Below are 16264 nucleotides of genomic sequence, written 5' to 3'. Positions count from 1 at the left end.
ATAATTTTATACATAAAAAAGATACTAAATTTCTTTAGTACCTATTATATATGCATAGTATTTCTAAATTCTTTTATATTGCTTCTACTAACTGGAATTTCTTTTTTTATATCATTTAGCTTCAGTATATATGTACTATTAAACCACGGTATAATTTCTTTTATTTTATTTATATTAACAATATAAGATCTATGTGTTTTAAAAAATTGATTACTCGGTAAACTTTTGAAAAACTCAGAAATAGAGCTTTTAACTATATATTCATTTTCTTTTGTATAAACTATTGTTTCTCTTTCGTTTGCTTCGCAGTAATATATATCCTCAAATTTTAAAACTATAATTTTATCATTTTTCCACATCGTTATTGTATCTTGCATATCACTTTTTTCTTCTAAATTTTGTTCTCTTTTTAAAACCTTTTCATTTTCTTCACAGTCTTTTAGTTTATTTAATGTATTTATTATTCTCTGATCCGAATAAGGCTTTAATACATAATCAAAAGCTTCTAATTCAAATGCCTCCACTGCATGCTCTTTATAAGCTGTTATAAATACAATTTTAGGCTTGTACTTAAATTTATTTATAGTTTTAGCTAGCAATATACCATCTAACATAGGTATGTTTATATCTAAAAATATAACATCTATGCTATTTTCTTGTATAAACTTTAAAACATCTATTCCATTATCAAATTCACTTACAATTTCAATATTACTATGATTTTTAATAAAATATTTTAGTTCTTCTCTTGCTGGAAATTCATCTTCTACGATAATACACTTCATTAGTAAATCCTCCTATATTGAAAATTCTATTTTTGTACCTGGATTTAGTCTTTTTATACTTAAGCCTTTACCATACATAAGTTTCATTCTTAAATGTACATTATAAAGTCCAATTTTATTTTCTGGCATATTTCCATGTTTAACTTTTTTTATTATATCTTCATCTATAGTTACTCCATCATTTTCTACACTTATATATATTTTATTAGTTTTATTTTTAACACTAATTTTAACAGTTCCATGACCTCCATTAGCTCTTATTCCATGTATAATTGCATTTTCAACTAATGGTTGAATTATTAAACTCGGTATTTTTATATTAACATCTTCATCTATATCATAAATTACATTTAACTTATCTCCAAATCTTGCTTTTTCGATTTCAACATATGCTTTCACTTGCTCTAATTCTTTTTTTATATCTATAGTCGTGTCACTAAACTCTAAATTATATCTTAGAAAAGTAGCTAAATTTATAATTAAATTTCTAGCTATATCTGGATTTATTCGTATAAATGAAGTTATTGTGTTTAATGCATTAAATAAAAAATGTGGATTTATTTGAGTTTGTAATGCCTTTATTTCAGCTTTATTTGCTGCCTCTTTCATTTGCTCAACCTTAGATATTTCCATCAATGTAGATATCATTTGAGATAATCCAATAGCTAATGCTTGTCTAGATTCTGTTATTTCACGTTGCTTTGAGTAGTATATTTTTAATGTTCCTACAGTTTCATCATTTTCTTTCAAGGGAATTATCATAGCTGTTTTTAAAGGAGTTTTTTTATCAACTAAATATTCTTCTTGTTCTTCTTTTATATATATAATTTCACCTTTAATAATACATTCTTTAGTTATATTGCTTAAAGTCTTATTGTTATTTTTAAAATAATCTTCTCCTATTCCAACATAAGACAATACGACCTTCCTATCTGTAATCGATACAGCATCAGCATCTATATCATTTTTTATTATTTCACAAACTTTATTTAATGAGTTTTTATTCATATTCCTAAAATATGGAAGTGTTTTGTTTGCTATATCAAGTGATAACTTTGCTTGTTGCGCTGCAATTTCTTCTTTTTCTCTTCTTAAACTCTGCAAAATAGATATTAAAAAACCTATTCCAACTTGCCCTATCATCATAGGTATATATATGTGCCTTACAATAGACACTGCTATATCATAAGGTCTTGATAATATTAAAATAATTTCCATACTCATGCTTTCAACAAACATTCCGCATATTATTCCAACCACCCATTTTTTATCACTATTTACTCTATTGCATAAATATCCTGATAAAACACCCGCCAACACACTCGTTAAAAAGCAAGGTATTGCTGTTATCCCATTTATATCAATTAAAAATCTATGAACTCCTGCAATAATGCCTGCTGTAACCCCTACTATAGGTCCAAACAACATTCCTCCTGAAACTATCGCAATATTTCGCACATTTGCCATAGAGCCATCCACATCTATTCCAAGATACGTTCCTACAATAGCAAGAAAGCTAAATACACCTGAAATTATAATTAAATTTCTTTTATTATTTTGCTCACTTTTTAATATATTCTTTAAGATTTTAATTTTACTCATTAAAATTAAAATCACTATTAGAAAACTAGTTTTTTCTAGTAAATTAAGTACGATTCCTTCTCCTGCCATAAAAACCTCTCTCAATAAAATTTCATACATACTAATTATATAATAGGAATTAAAAAGAGTATATATTCACATTTATTAACTTATATTTTAAACACATTTTTAATTACAATTTCGTAACCGTAAGTAACAACGGTGTAACTGTTATCTATATTTTTTCTATGGTAATATTTAAATATAGAAAGACATAAGCAATTATACTTAAATAAATATTATATAAAGAAAAGGGGTTTTACATATGAAAAAATCAATCTTAGTTTTATCAATATTAGTTGGAGGACTATTTTTAGTAAATCCTACTCATGAAATAACTTTTGCTCAAGAAAATAATAATCAAGCAACTGTTCAAAAACAACATACATTAACTCAAGCTGATGCACAACAGCTTTTAATAAATAATAATGACAAAGTAAACTACATATTCCAAGGAACTTCAGATAATTTTAAAGCTTTACAAGACAAAGGTTTAAAAGGATACGTATTCTTACCAGACGTTGAAACTGATATGGGATATTTCGTTGACCAAGAGACTAGTCATATTTACTATTTCCACCCAAGTGGATATTTAGAGTTAATAAAATAGACACTCAAAAACAGGCTCATTCTATTAAATAGAATGAGCCTGTTTCTTACATTACATCTTTAATTACTCTAAGTGCATTTTTATAAAAAATCTTTTCTATCTCATCAACTTTAAAACCTTCTTTTTCTAACTGTATTGCAAGCTTATTCATTTCACTTGAATTTTTAATTTCAACAGGAGACTCTATTCCATCAAAATCTGAACCAAGTGCTATTACATCTATTCCTCCTATATTTCTCATATGTTTTATATGTCTTACCATATCACTTATCATAGTCATAGGAGTTTCACCTATAAATGCACTACAGAAGTTTATTCCAGTTACACCTCCTGCATTTGCTAATATCTTAATCATTTCATCAGTTAAGTTTCTACTATGTTTAGTCATTTCTCTTGAATTTGAATGAGTTGCAATAAATGGTTTTGTAGATACCTTTGCTACATCATAAAAGCCTGCATCAGATAAATGTGATACATCTACAATCATACCTAAATCATTCATATTTTCAACAACGTCAATTCCAAATGGTTTTAGTCCCTTAGTTGCATTTTCTGGCTTTATATGTGGATACCCAATTTCATTTTCATGGTTCCATGTTAATGTAATCATTCTAACTCCAAGATCATAGAATTTTTTCAAATTTTCTATATTGCCCTCTAAAACAGCACCTTCCTCTATTGCTAAAAGTGCACTCATTTTACCTTCTTTTTCATTTTTTAGTATTTCTGTATAGTTAGTAGCTAAGCCTATAAATTCATTATTTAATTTTATCTCTTCATGGAATTTATTTGCCATATTCATGCAGTGCTTATATGCATTTTTATGTTCAGCAATATCAACATATAATGCAAATGTCTGGGCTAAACAGTTACCTTCTTTTAGTTTTTTTATATCTATGCAGTGTTCATTTTGACTTAAATTACTTCCACCTTTTCCTAACATTAATAAATCTATCGTATCGCAATGTAAATCTATAAATTTCACTTAAAATACCCCCAAATTTTATTTTATTCATATACTAATATTATAGGTTTAGTTCCTTTAAATATCTATAATAAATATAAATGTCAATGATTGATGTTTTTAATCTTATTTTCTTTTAATATTATAGTTGATATATATAGGAGCTTTAGCTATATTTAAAGTATAAGATAAATAATTTTTTAACAAATTATAATATAAAAATAGGAGGATTTATATGTTATTTGAATGTTTCTATTATCCAATACTAGGTAATAGTGGTAATTTAATAAAATCTTATGATAAGTTAAATGAGTTTAAATTTGGTGATATAGTTCCAACCAAGACCATTTATTACAATTATGGTAATGATTTTATAATATATCAAGGAGAAAGTTTTTTTAAAGTTAAAGATAAAATTTTACTTGGTCCCATTGATTTTAAAGATATTTCATTTCCCAATACCATAGTTTTTAATAATGGAACGCAGCTTACTGTATCATCATATAAAGAATTAAAGTCAATTAAATTAATTTCGCAAGGAGAATTTAAACCTGAAAAAGAACTCGGAGATTTATTCTTCTTATATAATTATTTTGTAAAAGAAATAAAATTAGCTCAGTATGATGTATTATCTGTTCTCACTAATAGCTCTAAAAACTGTTCATTTGTTAACAATGAACTCGATATAAATACAGAAAATCTAATAAACAATTTAGATATAATAAAATCTAAAATATATAATTTATTAAACTCTAATCATGATATCAAAAACTCTTATCTAAACTATATTAATTTCAAAGAAAATGAAAATCTATTTAATCTTTCTATATACAAATTTTTCAAAAAAGAATCTAAAGAATATAAGAATTATTTAAAGCAAGCTTCAAATCCTCGTCATAATAATAAAGATCCAAAAATTAAATTAGAAAAAATGTTAGAATCATGTAAAAATAACTATAGACTTACGTCTTAAGTCTTAAGATAAAAAAGCTATGCTAGAACTTATATTCAAATAGCTACGTTCTAGCATAGCTTAATTTTTTAAATATTTTTAGCTTTTTGTATAAGTTTATTGTAAATACTTATCATATGCTCCTCATTTACATTGTCCTCAATTTCATCTATTGGTATCCATCTTACTCCACTATTTTCATCTTCCTTAATAAAAAGCTCTTCATTTTCATCAGCTTCTAAAATATAAGCTACGGATAAATGCAAATGTGCTGATACAAAATTTCCTCTCTTTATATGAGAATTAACTGTTAAAATTTCTATCGAACAAATTTCATCAGTTATCGGTTTAACACTTTTAATTCCAGTTTCTTCTTTGGCTTCTTTTATAGCTACATTTAATAAATCACTATCCCCATCTGCATGACCACCTGTCCATCCCCATGAGTTGTATATATTGTGATGTATCATAAGTACTTTATCTCTATTTTTATTAACAATAAACCCTGAACTCGTTATATGACAAATCTTATTATCTCTAGTTAATATATCGTCGTACTTTTCTATACACTCTAATATTAATTCTCTATCATTTTTTTCCTGTTCATTTATAGGTTTATAGTTTTTTATTTGCTCTATATATTCCATCGTATCCTCCCAAGTTTTTATTATATATACCATTATAATATAAATGAAAAAAATTCGCTCCACTCATTTCGCCAACGACTTCGTCCGTTGCTCAAAGGCTTTTTTACGCTCAAAACATATAATTTTGATATACATAAGTTTAATGGGTTATTTGAAGATTTTTAGCAATCATAATTTATTTAAGCGTAAAAAGGCTGTCTCAAATGAAACAGCCTTTTAATTCTAATAATTTATCATTATAATTCCAAATGAAGCAGCTAGTACTAATACATCAGCTATTGCAAGCAATGTGTATAATTTACTTTGTTTTTTCTTCACACTTCTTATACTTCCAGATATATTCATAATTAGGTACCCCCTCTAATCTATTAATAGTATATATTATGATAATTAACAATTTATGACATTCTAATTCAATATTTATTTTAAATTTAGTAATATTATCTCTGGAACAACCGCTAAATCCTCAGCATTAAAATAATAGCTTATATTAGAGTCAAATAGTATATTTCCAGATGGATCTAACTCCTCATCACCTTCCCATAACACAAACACTACATAAGTATCATTTATAAATCTTACCTTATATGAAATATCCCCTATTTCTAATTTTTCAGCCCCTATGTTTTCCATATGTAATTTAAATTTTTCTATTTCCTTACCATAACTATCAATTAATTTCTTAATAGTTCTTGATTTAAAATTTGGATAATAAACATATCCACCTTCAATTTCTTTGTAAGTTAAGTATTTTTTAGTTTCTTTTATTCCCTTTGCATTAGTTAAAAACCTTAATATCAATATATTTGTAGCTATGTCAGTTATAATTTCATTAGATTCTGTTAAGATTTTTCCAGATGGATATTGTGCTTTTAAAAATGTGTTTAGGAATTTAATTTTGAAGTATTTTTCATCATGATTGTATGTAGAATTTGACATTTGTAATATTTGATCAATATTGGATTGTTGAAAGTTTTTTATTGTATGTTTTAAAACAAGCTCATAATTACCTTCATTTAATTTATTGCTCATTACATCACCTATTTATTTTATTTTTTCTTACTTTAATATTATATTTCTACAAGTTAACATATATTTCCTTTTTATTGTTAAATAAACTTTATTTTCTAATTATTATATATATTAATAATTTTAAAACAAAAAAGCTACAGATTAATCTGTAGCTTTTTTTCTCTATATTTTACTTACTTATTTATTTACGTTTTACTTTTTTATTTATCATTTTAAATATTAATTTAACTTCATCTACTCTTAATACAATTATTGAAACTGCATATACTATAGCACCTAAGCCTACAGATATAGCTAACTTAATTGCATCTTGTATAAATCCAGCACTTAAAAATGCATCTATAGCATTATACGTAAATTTAGTTACAAGTGCCATTAAAAGTGCAGCTATTATCGACTTTATAAGAACTGAGATAATTTTCTTACCACCGAAAGCACCTATTTTTCTTCTTAGACTTACAGATAATAATGCTATAGTTACTAAAGAAGAAATACTTGTAGCAAATGCAAGTCCACCTAATCCCATATTAGTATATTTTACAAAAGCTAAGTTTAATACAATATTTAATACCATTGCAATAATACCATTTATCATTGGTGTTTTAGTATCTTGTAATGAATAGAATATTTTTCCTAAAATATCTCTTAGTCCAAATCCTAACATACCAATTGAATAGAATATAAGTGCTATAGCTGTCATTTGCGTAGCTCTAGCATCAAACTCTCCTCTTTGGAATAATAATTTAACTATAGGCTCAGCAAGTATTATAGCCCCTACAGAAATAGGTATTATTATTAATGTAACTACGTTTATAGCTGTTACTATTGATTCTTTAAATTTCTTCTTATTATTCTCTGTAGATAATTTAGAAAGCATTGGGTATATAACCGAAGATATAGAAACTATAAACATACCCATTACAAACTGATTTAATTTTGTTGCATAATTAAGCGCAGAAATACTTCCTTCTACCAATGTAGAAGCTATTGTTCTATCTACTATACTATTAACTTGAGTTACCGCTACACCTATTAAAACAGGTCCTATTAGCCATAACATTCTCTTTAAGTATTCATCTTTTAAATTTATATATGGTCTGTACTTAAATCCTTTTTTACGAGCAAATGGATATTGGAATATAAATTGTAAAGATAATCCAATTAAAGTACCCCAAGGTAATAAGTTTGGATTAATTGTTACACTTAAAAATATAGAAATTATAATAAGCATATTATATGGTACAGACATAAGCCCTGGTATTACAAAGTTTTCTTTAACTTGTAAAAATGCCATCATTATGTAACTCATTCCTAAAAATGCCATTCCAAGAATTAGTACTCTTGTAAAATATATAGCTTGAGTTAATGTTTCTCCTTTAAATCCAACCGCAAACAACTTAACAATTGGTTCTGTAAAAACAACTCCTACTAAAGAAGTTATTAAACATAACAAAACAACTATATTAAGTACGTTATTCGAAAATCTAAGGGAAGCTTTTTTTCCTTGTTTAGCCTCTAAGTCACAGTATAGAGGTATAAATGCAGTTCCTAAAGATGTTCCTATTGCCGAGAATATAACTGCAGGTATATTCATAGCTACTAAGAATGCATCACTAGTACCTGATGCTCCATACGCTGATGCTAGTGCTAGTTCACGACCAAATCCTAGTATCTTGGCTATTAATGTTGCAGCCATTAACCCGACAGCTGCTTTTGCTACTTTTGACATAAAACTTCGTCTCCTCTGAATCTTAAGTTTAATTTAATTATTTCCTTAACTAGTCTATTTTATATATTATATATTTATTTTTATATTTTGCAAATTTGTTTTTTTATATAAATGTGTTAAAATTTTTATATGGCATTATAATATGCCAAATTTTGACTTTATTCAAGGAGGTTCCCATGAATTTTAAAACTACATATCATTGTCTAGTTTTAAGACTAGAAAACTGCACTGATGACTTACTTTTCAACATTGCTACAAAAATAAGCAAACATAATTGTGTTGTAAAAACTATTGATGTTGATGAGTATAACAGTGAAAAAACTATATCTTTTACAAATCAAGATAATAAAGATTTAGTTCTTTATAAAACTGACGATGTTATAAAATTATACTTTGATAATACTATGAAAAATATCAGTCCTGTATTTGAAATTTATAATGATATAGTTGAATATATGGATTATATCGATGTTTTATAAATAAACCAAGGAGGAAATAAATTTCCTCCTTAATTTTATTTATTATTAAATTTTATTATTTTCTACCTTCTAAGAACTTAACTAAGTTATTTACTGTTGCCATGTCACTTCTTTCTAAGTCTGTTGGTTGAAGTGTTATTCCTAATCTTTCTTCAATTTCAAGTAAAACTTCTATTATAGCTAATGAATCTAAAAGTTCTGCTTCAAATAAATTTAAATTTAAATCCTCTCTTATTTCGTCACATCCTAAAACATCTTCAAAAATTCCTATAACTGTCTCTTGCATTTTATATCCTCCTTAAATTAAGCAAAGTAACCTGAGAAAATTAACAATCCAAAACATGCTATATGGAATGTTATAACAATTTGTACAATCTCAAACCACTTATCTTTTTTATGTTGTTTGTAAAACTTTGATTTCTTTTGATACATATCTGTAAGTACAAGCACTACCCCTTGGTATATCCCGTACACAATGTAAAACCATGTTAAGCCATGCCAAAATCCCATAGTTATCATTGTAATCATTTGTGCAACATGCGATGCTGTAGCTCTTTTCTTAAATCTTTTCTTTCTCATAGATGCAATTACAAATCTAGAGAAAATATAATCTCCAAACCATCTTGAAAGACTTATATGCCATCTTGTCCAGAATTCTTTCATATCCTTACTTAAGAATGGCTTATCGAAGTTATCTGGTGCTTTTATACCAAATATATAACTTGTTCCTACAGCAAATAAACTATATCCTCCAAAGTCAAAGAATAAATATAAGCTATATGCATACATATAACTCATAGCATTTACAAAGTTTATTTCTGAAGGTATTTTTGACATCCAATATGTGTTTACTAAAAATGCTATTACAAATTTATATCCAACACCCATGAATATCTTTTTAATACCTGGTATTAAATAATCATCTATATATTCCTCTTTAGGTATCTTCTTTTCTAAGTCTTTTTCAAATCTTCTTGATCTATCGATCGGCCCAGAACTTAATGTTGGGAAAAACAATACAAAATAAAGCATTGTTGAAATTTTAACTTCTTTAATTGCTCCATCATAAATTTCAATTACCATTTGTATAGTTCTAAAGTTTAGGTATGATATACCTATAAACCCTATTGCTCCAAATGATGTAAGCGGTGAAATTTTATTTATTATAATAGGAGACATAGAAGCTAGCAAAAATAGTCTATAAACCAATTTGCTATCCGTTTTTTTTCTTACATATTCATATCCTTTAACTACTATTATTTCTAGCACCATAAATGCTATTAAAAATGAAAGTCTAACATTTACACCAACTATTAAAAGTATCATGAATGCAGTTGCTATCATACCATAATACTTTATATTTTTTTCTCTTAAACCTAAAATCACTGCTGGTATTGCTGTTAATAGTAATATATAAAGATAAAAATAATCTCCATATTGTGAAAAAGTCATTAATTTTCCTCCATAAGTTTCTTTCTATCTATTTTCCCATTAATATTTGTAGGGAACTCATCTATAATTTTTATAGTTCTAGGTATCATATATGAAGGGATATATTTACCTAATTCTTTTTTTATTACCACTCCATTTTTTATATCACTTAATGAATTACTTTCTTTTAATTCTACAATTCCCTTTAAGTAAGCAATTTTTTCATTTTTATAAACTGGTAAAACTATTGCATTTTTAACATTTTCAACTTTTCTTAAGTTGCTCTCTATATCTTCAATTTCTATTCTAAATCCATTTAATTTTATTTGGAAATCTCTTCTTCCACAGTAGTAAATATTTCCATCTAATAGGTATCCCATGTCCCCTGTTCTGTAAGCTCTATATTTAACTCCATCGATTTCATCATAGAAGAATACTTCATCAGTTTTTTCCTTATTATTAAAATAACCTTTTGAAACAGAAGGTCCAATTATTATAATTTCACCTTTTTCGCCTTCTTTAACTTCATTTCCATTTTCATCTAATATTTTTATTTTACAGTTTTCCATAGGATACCCAACTGGTAAACTTTTTTCATCATTTATAAGTTCTTCTGACATATCATTTACACTGACACCTACTGTTGCTTCTGTTGGTCCATATCCATTTATAACTCTAGTATTTGGGAATCTCTCTAATAACTCTTTAGTTAAAGGTTTTGGAAGAGCTTCACCTATGAATATCATAGACTCTAATTTTGGTAACATTTCACTATTAAAACTATTTTCTGTTACACAAACACCTGCAAATGATGGGGTAGAAACCCAAATAGCCATATCTGACTTACCAAATTGATTAAATAATTCTTTATAATCTGCTAAAACTTTCTTTGATAAAGAAAATAATGTAGCACCATGAACTAATCCTGGATATATAGATGTTACTGAAAGATCAAATGAGTATGCAGCTTGGTTCATTATAACTTTCTCACTTCCATCAATTTTTAAGTATGGACTTATCCAATCAACAAAGCTGTCTAAGTTATTTGAACTTATTTGTACCCCTTTTGGCTTTCCTGTACTTCCTGATGTAAATAAAATGTATGCATTTTCATCATCTTTTACCCAGTTTTCTTTAGATATTGACTTACCTTCATAAGTTTTTATTATCTCATTAAGTTTTTCTTCATTTACAATATTTAAATCTCCAAAGTTAGTTTCTTCACTAAAATTGAAAACTACCTTTGGTTTAACTTCTTTTGTTACTTCAAATACTCTATCTATTGGGAAGCTTATGTCTAACGGTACATAAGCTCTTCCTGATTTTAAAGCCCCTATCATACATGCCATTATCTTATTTTCTTTATTTCCATATATAACTATAGGAGTATCCTCATCTCCATAAATGTCTTTTAAGTATAAAGCAATAGCTTCTGAGTACTTATCTAAATCTTTGTATGAAAGATTTTCGTCATTGCATTTTAATGCTATTCTATCTGTATTTGAATACTTTTTTATACCTTCAATAATTTTCATGTCTAATCCTCCTCATTAAAACTCATTGTATATGAATGGCAATTCTTTAAATGGAGTAAATGTTAATATTAATATTGCTGCAATTATTATTATCGTAAAACAAATACTCATCATTAAGTACTTATTGCTGGTTAAATTCTTTAAATAACTTTTCACAAACATCTACCCAACCTTTCGTTCCAAGATGCATTACATCACGCAAATAATACTTTTCATTTTCTTTTGATCTTAAATCAATAACATCGAAACCATGTTGTTTTGCAAGATTCCCTGCTTTATCATAAAATTCATATCTTTCATCTTTTGATATACCCGTTACATTGTAAAACTTATCCATTCCAGGTATAAGTACAATTACAGGCTTTATCCCTAAATCGTTGCACACGTCTAGAGTAAGTTGGTAATCATCAAACTCTTTTGACTCTACAAGGTTCACATCCTTATATTTACCTCTTACTTTATCTAAGTTCTTTCCAAAATTCTTTTTATAGTATATTTTATCTATACATAGATTATTTTTACCTACTCTCTTTCTAGCATCTACTATAGCTTGGTCCATTTCTTTGTCCCAATTAATAGGATTTCCAGGTGCTAAGGCTTTTTTATCAGGTAAATTCACTAATCTCTCATATAACATACCTTTTTCTTTAAGTTTCACTGTATCTTCTCTAAACTCGAAATAAGGTGCTAACAGCACTTTTTCAACTTTTGACACAAATGTATCAGAACTATATAACTTAGCATATACAGCCTCAGACTTGTATTCTTCTGATCCAATTAATAATTTACTTGCTCTATTTGCAAATTTAACCTTATTTTCCTTAGAAATATCTGGGTTGTTTAAAAATGCATAAAATTGAGTTGGCGAAAATCTCGTCTGATAATGATGATAAGTAACCCCTTCTTTATCCATAAACCACTGCATTGAAACTAATAAAACAACCTTTTTATCCTTTATACTTGGATCAAAACTACCTAGAATAGTAGTGTCTTGTAAGCTCTGAGTATATGCTCTCCCGATCGTAATAACTTCATTTTTACTTCTATTAGTATTAAAATAATAAGTAGGGTGTTGCTTTGTTGAATGCCCTAACTCTGATGATCCTAGCATCATTATATCTTTTTTCTGTAAAAAATAGTTATTAGCAATAACGCCTTTATCTTTTATATTACTTAAAGAATTGTTCATTATTGGTTTTAAATCTTTTTCTTCAAGCATGTAGTCAATTTTAGAATCAAGGAATTTATTTAGTCCGAATAAAAATATACCGCCCACTACTAATGGTATAATGAAATAAATTAATTTTTTCATACTTACTCTCCTCTAAAATGTTCATAATCTATAAATATATTAGTACTTTGCCTAAATATATTCAATAACAATATTGTAATCAAATGTCACACTTTGTCATTATATTCTTTTTTTTATATAAATTCCAGTTAATTTTTTGTGTCATCTCCCATTTTATACCATTTTTTAACTAATTTCTTACGTTTTTACCCATTTAAGTTGTTTTTCAAAAACCTTTATCATAAAACCTATTTTAAATTTATTTTATAATTTTCAGCTTTTCATATATTACACTGCAAGTTTTTTGAAATCAACAAACTTACCTTATCTATGAGCTAGTAAAATTTACTAAATTTAATCATTAATAATTAATCGACCTTTAATGTTACAAATAAGTAAAGGATCATTAATTATTAATGATCCTTTACTTATTTGTAAGCTCTTCACTATTTTGAGCTATTTTTTCTGTCGTTCTTTTGTCTATTTCTTTCTTTAATTCTTTTAAGTAAGGTGAGAATTCCACCTTGTCCGAACCGTAAGTGAACTGTAAATCGTATTCTAACGGAATCCACGTACTGATATCAGCCTCGTTATGTTGAATCACTGCTTCTAAGTTATCTAAGGCTTTGTAAAGCTTTGCTTCCTCTGTTTTACGTTCATTCATTTCAGCTAAAAGTTCTATAAATTCCTCTTTATAATGAGCAGGGAAAGTTTCAATCCATTGCAAAAAGATTTCATCCTCTTTTTTACTATCTTCTTCCTTCTTATCAAAAGCAGGTATATCTCCAGTAAAGGCTTCCCCTAAATCATGAATTAAGCACATACGAATTACCTTATCCATATCAATATTTGGAAATTCATCTCTCATTAATAATGCCATTAATGCAATACGCCAACTATGTTCCGCCACACTCTCATGGCGTCCACTTGATGTCCATGAATGCCTAGTGTTGCATTTTAATTTTTCTGCTACTGATAATATTTCTAAAAATGTTGATGTGTTCATACGAAGCTCCTCCCCCAAACTTATATTTATATGTATCTTATATATAAAATATATTTGCTTTCGTATTGTTTAACAATTACGTAGTAAATATATTTCATATTATATCATAGTTGCTATTTGTAGTCTGACACCTAAACTCCATAATGTGCTTTCGTTGTTATTTTAAATAAACTTAGCTAGAATTAACTTGCAAAGTATAAGGAGGTGATTTATATTGAAGGATTCAACAAATACTTCTAGTGTATCTAAATATTTATCTTCGATTTTATCAATTGTTGCTTTAATCTTAATTTTAATTGATTTTTTTACTAATGTTCCTATTTTAAGTGCTTTAGGTTTCTTTATTATAGGTTTCATTAATTTATATGACGCAATTAATAGTTACAAGCTTGATAGGTCAATAGATTATTTATATTGGATATTTGCTTTCATTGGCTTTATTATTGCTATATCGGATGTTTTCTCTATGTTTTAAAATTTAGAGTTTATTATAAAAAAGGCGATAATAAAAGTTATCTCCTTTATATTTATTTGATTATTTTTTTATTTTCGATATTCCTAATTTTATTTAACATCTACCTTAATCAATTATATCTTTTTTATATTTGAAGCTTATTAATGGTGGATTAAACTATTATCCTTTATTCAACTATATGCTATTAATTTATTTTTACTAATACAAATCACTCCTTATTCTAGTGTTGATATCAATAAACATTTTCAAGTTAATTAGAAGATTTATGCCCATGTGTCTAGTTAACTTTTGGAACCAAGATATGATACCTTTTAATGTCTTTGTAAGGATAAGTATTAAAAAGGTGTCAATACTGAATATTAATGCCTCATTATTTTATTAAGTCATGTATTATGTTATAATAAATCAACAGTTTTTGTAATTAATCTATATTAGAAAGGTAGAAATTATATGCTAGTAGACATAACACAAACAACTCAACTTGGACGAGTATATAGAGCTGGTTCAAAACCATTAGAGGTAAAAAGTGTAAAACGTTATTCTAGAAGTGGAAGCGAATATACGACAACTTGTTTTTCTTGCGATGTTCATAACATGGGTACGCACATAGATGTAATGAGCACGGATGTAATAATAGAAAACGATAGATTAATATCAGAGGGAGTGAAGTTTGATGTTTCTAATATAACAGATAGAGCTATTGAATTAGATGATTTAGAACTTTCTCGTATTAAAGAAGGAGTCTATGTATTATTTCAGACCAACTGGGATAAGTATTTAAATGATGATGAAAAATATAGTACCCATCCTGAAATTTCTATGGAGGTAATAGAGTATCTAGTAGGTAAAAAAGTTAATATGATAGGTATAGATACTTTAGGTCTAGGATTAAGAAGAAATCATGGTACTATAGATGAATACTTAGCTAAAAATAAAATTTATGGTATAGAAAATTTAGCTAATCTAAATAGCATACCAGAAGAAAATTTTAAAGTATACTGCCTTCCTATAAAGATAGAAGGACTAGATGCTCTTCCAGCTAGATTGTTGGTAGAATTTTAAAAATTATATAGTACATATTAAATTGAAATCTAAATTAGATTAATATTTTTATGTACATACAAAAAGGTGTCATAACTTTTAAGTTCTGGCACCCTTTTTAATTTATAACCCACTGATTTATTATTTTTAATTCTTCACTGTAAACCCCTAAAGAACTTGATCCTTAACATTTCATCTATGAATTTATTCACTACTTCACTATTTCATAAGAAAATTCTTTCCGCCCAATGCCTTTTTTATGTTTAAATACTACTTTGTTTGTATATACTTATTTCATTGCTATTTAAAGTAAACTTAGCTAGTATTAACTTGAAATCCATAAGGAGGTGATTATTTGAATACTACTACTAAATTAAATCCATTAAGAAGTTTCTTATATGTATTATTTTTTGTGTTTATTTATTTCTCTGTAATACATAGTTCTTCCATTTCAGGTGGTCTAGGTATTTTTATTGCAGGATTGATAAATTCCTATGATTCATATATCCACTATAAAACTTTTAATACCTTAAACTTCTTATCTACAATTTTTGCTGTTATGAGCTTGCTTATAGGTTTCTCATTAATTTTCTTTTCATAAATTTTTTCTTTAGATTTCGAGATTTAATAATTGAAAATAAGATGA

At 26.8% G+C, this 16264-nt stretch carries 18 protein-coding genes; 5 read left to right on the top strand and 13 right to left on the bottom strand.

The window, feature by feature from the left end; all coding sequences use genetic code 11:
* Positions 1-44: 44 nt before the first annotated feature.
* Together GFJ41_RS07545 and GFJ41_RS07540 are read right to left on the bottom strand one after the other, a co-directional pair.
* Complete coding sequence (locus GFJ41_RS07545; RefSeq protein WP_035114178.1) at positions 45-785, bottom strand: LytR/AlgR family response regulator transcription factor; 741 nt, start codon at positions 783-785, stop codon at positions 45-47.
* Positions 786-797: 12 nt separating this feature from the next.
* A complete protein-coding gene (locus GFJ41_RS07540; protein WP_035114181.1) occupies positions 798-2456 on the bottom strand; it encodes a sensor histidine kinase in 1659 nt (552 codons plus the stop codon).
* A gap of 235 nt (positions 2457-2691) precedes the next feature.
* On the opposite strand from GFJ41_RS07540, the gene GFJ41_RS07535 reads away from it, so the two are divergent.
* The gene (locus GFJ41_RS07535) at positions 2692-3036 is read left to right on the top strand and encodes a hypothetical protein (RefSeq protein ID WP_035114185.1); all 345 of its coding nucleotides are present in this window, start codon (positions 2692-2694) and stop codon (positions 3034-3036) included.
* 46 nt (positions 3037-3082) lie between these two features.
* On the opposite strand, the gene GFJ41_RS07530 is transcribed toward GFJ41_RS07535, so the two are convergent.
* The gene (locus GFJ41_RS07530; RefSeq protein ID WP_170075016.1) at positions 3083-4021 is read right to left on the bottom strand and encodes a dipeptidase; all 939 of its coding nucleotides are present in this window, start codon (positions 4019-4021) and stop codon (positions 3083-3085) included.
* A gap of 214 nt (positions 4022-4235) precedes the next feature.
* Here GFJ41_RS07530 and GFJ41_RS07525 point away from each other — a divergent pair, with 214 nt between their 5' ends.
* On the top strand, positions 4236-4973 hold the full coding sequence (locus GFJ41_RS07525; RefSeq protein WP_170075015.1) for a hypothetical protein: 738 nt from the start codon (positions 4236-4238) through the stop codon (positions 4971-4973).
* Between the two features lie 68 nt (positions 4974-5041).
* Here GFJ41_RS07525 and GFJ41_RS07520 read toward each other — a convergent pair whose 3' ends face one another.
* From GFJ41_RS07520 to murJ, 4 genes are all read right to left on the bottom strand, one after another.
* Positions 5042-5599, bottom strand: coding sequence for an NUDIX hydrolase (locus GFJ41_RS07520; protein WP_035114191.1), 558 nt, complete (start codon positions 5597-5599; stop codon positions 5042-5044).
* Positions 5600-5821: 222 nt separating this feature from the next.
* Entirely contained in the window at positions 5822-5944 is a 123-nt protein-coding gene (locus GFJ41_RS18860) for a hypothetical protein (protein WP_257438867.1), read from the bottom strand.
* A 75-nt stretch (positions 5945-6019) separates the two neighbouring features.
* Entirely contained in the window at positions 6020-6631 is a 612-nt protein-coding gene (locus GFJ41_RS07515) for a DUF3786 domain-containing protein (protein WP_170075014.1), read from the bottom strand.
* Between the two features lie 181 nt (positions 6632-6812).
* On the bottom strand, positions 6813-8360 hold the full coding sequence (gene murJ / locus GFJ41_RS07510; RefSeq protein WP_035114198.1) for a murein biosynthesis integral membrane protein MurJ: 1548 nt from the start codon (positions 8358-8360) through the stop codon (positions 6813-6815).
* Positions 8361-8536: 176 nt separating this feature from the next.
* Here murJ and GFJ41_RS07505 point away from each other — a divergent pair, with 176 nt between their 5' ends.
* Positions 8537-8839 (top strand): hypothetical protein, encoded by a 303-nt coding sequence (locus tag GFJ41_RS07505; protein WP_021428865.1) that lies wholly within the window; start codon positions 8537-8539, stop codon positions 8837-8839.
* 55 nt (positions 8840-8894) lie between these two features.
* On the opposite strand, the gene dltC is transcribed toward GFJ41_RS07505, so the two are convergent.
* The 6 genes from dltC to GFJ41_RS07475 form a co-directional block, all read right to left on the bottom strand.
* Complete coding sequence (gene dltC, locus GFJ41_RS07500; RefSeq protein WP_021428708.1) at positions 8895-9125, bottom strand: D-alanine--poly(phosphoribitol) ligase subunit 2; 231 nt, start codon at positions 9123-9125, stop codon at positions 8895-8897.
* Positions 9126-9142: 17 nt separating this feature from the next.
* Positions 9143-10291, bottom strand: coding sequence for a D-alanyl-lipoteichoic acid biosynthesis protein DltB (dltB, locus tag GFJ41_RS07495; protein ID WP_021428780.1), 1149 nt, complete (start codon positions 10289-10291; stop codon positions 9143-9145).
* Positions 10291-11805, bottom strand: coding sequence for a D-alanine--poly(phosphoribitol) ligase (locus GFJ41_RS07490; protein ID WP_170075013.1), 1515 nt, complete (start codon positions 11803-11805; stop codon positions 10291-10293). Before GFJ41_RS07490 ends, dltB begins: the two co-directional genes overlap by 1 nt.
* Positions 11806-11926: 121 nt before the next feature.
* A complete protein-coding gene (gene dltD / locus GFJ41_RS07485) occupies positions 11927-13117 on the bottom strand; it encodes a D-alanyl-lipoteichoic acid biosynthesis protein DltD (RefSeq protein WP_170075012.1) in 1191 nt (396 codons plus the stop codon).
* Positions 13118-13520: 403 nt separating this feature from the next.
* On the bottom strand, positions 13521-14102 hold the full coding sequence (locus GFJ41_RS07480; RefSeq protein ID WP_035114206.1) for an HD domain-containing protein: 582 nt from the start codon (positions 14100-14102) through the stop codon (positions 13521-13523).
* A gap of 162 nt (positions 14103-14264) precedes the next feature.
* Positions 14265-14459, bottom strand: a complete 195-nt coding sequence (locus tag GFJ41_RS07475; protein WP_170075011.1) for a hypothetical protein — start codon at positions 14457-14459, stop codon at positions 14265-14267.
* Positions 14460-15027: 568 nt separating this feature from the next.
* Here GFJ41_RS07475 and GFJ41_RS07470 point away from each other — a divergent pair.
* Positions 15028-15639: a cyclase family protein gene (locus tag GFJ41_RS07470; protein WP_035114213.1), complete on the top strand. Its 612-nt coding sequence runs from the start codon at positions 15028-15030 to the stop codon at positions 15637-15639.
* 334 nt (positions 15640-15973) lie between these two features.
* Positions 15974-16219 carry a hypothetical protein gene (locus GFJ41_RS07465; protein WP_152333235.1) on the top strand — a complete coding sequence of 82 codons (246 nt, stop codon included), beginning with the start codon at positions 15974-15976 and terminating at the stop codon, positions 16217-16219.
* The last annotated feature ends 45 nt before the right edge of the window (positions 16220-16264 follow it).

Source organism: Paraclostridium dentum (assembly GCF_012922555.1).
Lineage (GTDB): Bacteria > Bacillota > Clostridia > Peptostreptococcales > Peptostreptococcaceae > Paraclostridium > Paraclostridium dentum.
This window is presented reverse-complemented; position numbering and strand designations above follow the sequence as displayed.

What these genes read in the sequence shown, in the direction of transcription:
- GFJ41_RS07535 (WP_035114185.1), top strand. Translation starts at nt 2,692, where the DNA reads ATGAAAAAATCAATCTTAGTTTTATCAATATTAGTTGGAGGACTATTT.
- GFJ41_RS07520 (WP_035114191.1), bottom strand. Translation starts at nt 5,599, where the DNA reads ATGGAATATATAGAGCAAATAAAAAACTATAAACCTATAAATGAACAG.
- GFJ41_RS07505 (WP_021428865.1), top strand. Translation starts at nt 8,537, where the DNA reads ATGAATTTTAAAACTACATATCATTGTCTAGTTTTAAGACTAGAAAAC.
- GFJ41_RS07475 (WP_170075011.1), bottom strand. Translation starts at nt 14,459, where the DNA reads ATGAAACCTATAATAAAGAAACCTAAAGCACTTAAAATAGGAACATTA.
- dltD (WP_170075012.1), bottom strand. Translation starts at nt 13,117, where the DNA reads ATGAAAAAATTAATTTATTTCATTATACCATTAGTAGTGGGCGGTATA.
- GFJ41_RS07490 (WP_170075013.1), bottom strand. Translation starts at nt 11,805, where the DNA reads ATGAAAATTATTGAAGGTATAAAAAAGTATTCAAATACAGATAGAATA.
- dltB (WP_021428780.1), bottom strand. Translation starts at nt 10,291, where the DNA reads ATGACTTTTTCACAATATGGAGATTATTTTTATCTTTATATATTACTA.
- dltC (WP_021428708.1), bottom strand. Translation starts at nt 9,125, where the DNA reads ATGCAAGAGACAGTTATAGGAATTTTTGAAGATGTTTTAGGATGTGAC.
- GFJ41_RS07545 (WP_035114178.1), bottom strand. Translation starts at nt 785, where the DNA reads ATGAAGTGTATTATCGTAGAAGATGAATTTCCAGCAAGAGAAGAACTA.
- GFJ41_RS07515 (WP_170075014.1), bottom strand. Translation starts at nt 6,631, where the DNA reads ATGAGCAATAAATTAAATGAAGGTAATTATGAGCTTGTTTTAAAACAT.
- GFJ41_RS18860 (WP_257438867.1), bottom strand. Translation starts at nt 5,944, where the DNA reads ATGAATATATCTGGAAGTATAAGAAGTGTGAAGAAAAAACAAAGTAAA.
- GFJ41_RS07540 (WP_035114181.1), bottom strand. Translation starts at nt 2,456, where the DNA reads ATGGCAGGAGAAGGAATCGTACTTAATTTACTAGAAAAAACTAGTTTT.
- GFJ41_RS07470 (WP_035114213.1), top strand. Translation starts at nt 15,028, where the DNA reads ATGCTAGTAGACATAACACAAACAACTCAACTTGGACGAGTATATAGA.
- GFJ41_RS07525 (WP_170075015.1), top strand. Translation starts at nt 4,236, where the DNA reads ATGTTATTTGAATGTTTCTATTATCCAATACTAGGTAATAGTGGTAAT.
- murJ (WP_035114198.1), bottom strand. Translation starts at nt 8,360, where the DNA reads ATGTCAAAAGTAGCAAAAGCAGCTGTCGGGTTAATGGCTGCAACATTA.
- GFJ41_RS07480 (WP_035114206.1), bottom strand. Translation starts at nt 14,102, where the DNA reads ATGAACACATCAACATTTTTAGAAATATTATCAGTAGCAGAAAAATTA.